Here is a 1872-nt window from a genome sequence, read left to right on the forward strand (position 1 = left end):
GGGCGGCGGGGGCGAGGAAGCGCCCGGTCGCCCCACGCCAGGGAGGTGGGCCCAGCAGTCGGGACCGTACGCGATGCCGCGCCCGGCTACCGTGCCGTCGCCGTCACCCGTTCGCTGTCGATCCGCCTCGTCAGGGTCTCCTCCGGCGCCTGGTCCAGGTTTCGGCACAGGACGACCGACCCGCCGGTGGCGAGCGGGGCGTACAGCCCGGCGCTGAGGCCCTCCCAGGTGTCGTACGGCAGGCCCGACAGGAGGCGGGAGCCGGGGCCCAGGAGACCGAGGGCGGGCGCGTCGGCGCGGGCGCGGTCCACCAGCTCCGCGCTCGTGAACTCCGCGCCGGCGACGATCAGTGCGGGCTCCTCGGGATCGACGGGCGCGTACGGAGCGAAACGGTCGCCGTGGGTCGGGACCTCCACCGCGTAGTCGGCGTATCCCTCCGGCGGCGCCGGGACGAACCTGCGGCCGAGCGGCGCGAGCGACAGCGCGTACCGCTCGCCCCGGCACGCCAGGCCCGCCTCGAACCGGCCGGGCCCCGCCACGACGAAGTCCGCGCGGGCCGGGTCCCCGGCCACGTCCGCGACGACCCCGACCGAGGAACACGCCACCAGCCACACCGCCGTCTGCCAGTGCGCGGGCAGCAGCAGGGCGACGCGGTCGCCGGGTTCGGCGGACAGCCCGTCCTGGATGAGGTTGGCGGTCTTGGCCACCCAATTGGCGAAGGTGGCCACGGACAATTCGACCCGTTCGCCCGTCGCGTCGTCGTAGAAGGTCACCAGGGGACGCGCGGGGTCCGCGGCGAGCGCGGAACGCAGCAGGTCGGCAGGGGTGCGGTCAGTGGCGTTCACCCGCGTCAGCGTACGCGCCGCGCCTCGGCGAACGCCCGCCACCGGGCCACCGGTTCGGCGGAACGCCCGCCGACGCCCCATCAAGTCCCCGATGGACAGAAATGTATGACTATGTTCAGGATCAGTGGCATGCGTGGACTGCTTGCTTCCTCGATCGGCGTCACCTGTGCGGCCGCACTAGCCCTCCCGCTGACGCCCCCCGCCACCGCGGTGACGGCGCGTCCGGCGACGACCGTGCAGGCGGCACCCGCCGCGGCCCGGCCCGCCGGCCCCGCCGCCCCGCTCGCCGGCAGCACCCAGTCGCTGCCCCTGACCCCCCTCTCCCGCGACCGTGCCCTAGGCGGCACGGGAGCCGAACAGGGCCTGCCCCGCCGGGACGTACGGTCCTTCTCCCTCCTCGGCGTCGTCTGGGACGACCCGGACGCCGAACTGCACGGCCGCGTCCAGGTCCGTACCCGCGCCGCCGGCACCGGCACCTGGTCCGCCTGGCAGGACGTCGAGACGCACAACGCCGACCACGGCGCCGACCCCGACACCCCCGAACGCGCCTCCGGTCACGTCCGCGGCGCCACCGCCCCGCTCTGGGTGGGGGAGTCCGACGGCGTGGAGGTCCGCGTCAGCCCGGACGCCGAGCAGCGTACGGAGGACACCGCGGAGGGCGCCCGCACCGTGTCCTCGTCCCTGGAACTCCCCGCGGGGATGCGCCTGGAACTCGTCGACCCGGGCACCACCGACGCGGGCGGCCCCGCCGGCCCCGCCCACGCCCCCGAGGCGGCATCGGGCACGGCGGCCGAACTGACCGAAGGCACGACCGCCGGAGCCACCACCGTCGAGGCGGCCGAGGCCTCCGCCGCCAACGCCCCGCTCGCCGGCCTCGGCGCCACCGAGATCCCCGCCCTCGACCGCGCGGGCACCGAGAGCGAACTCCTCACCCTGGGCTCCGGCGAACTGACGGCCGCTCAGCGCGCGAAGCCGTACATCGGCCCCCGTCCGGGCATCGTTACCCGCCGCGGCTGGGGCGCCGACG

The 1872-nt window shown here is 76.1% G+C and carries 1 protein-coding gene and 1 pseudogene; one reads left to right on the top strand and one right to left on the bottom strand.

Annotation, left to right across the window (positions count from 1 at the left end; translation table 11 throughout):
- Window positions 1-86: 86 nt before the first annotated feature.
- Window positions 87-845 (bottom strand): TIGR03089 family protein, encoded by a 759-nt coding sequence (locus tag BZL64_RS38635; protein WP_167396272.1) that lies wholly within the window; start codon window positions 843-845, stop codon window positions 87-89.
- A gap of 129 nt (window positions 846-974) precedes the next feature.
- On the opposite strand from BZL64_RS38635, the pseudogene BZL64_RS38640 reads away from it, so the two are divergent.
- Window positions 975-1872 (top strand): annotated as a pseudogene (locus BZL64_RS38640) (N-acetylmuramoyl-L-alanine amidase); the annotation flags it as partial.

Source organism: Streptomyces bobili, assembly GCF_002154575.1.
In the GTDB taxonomy this organism is placed as follows: Bacteria; Actinomycetota; Actinomycetes; order Streptomycetales; family Streptomycetaceae; genus Streptomyces; species Streptomyces bobili.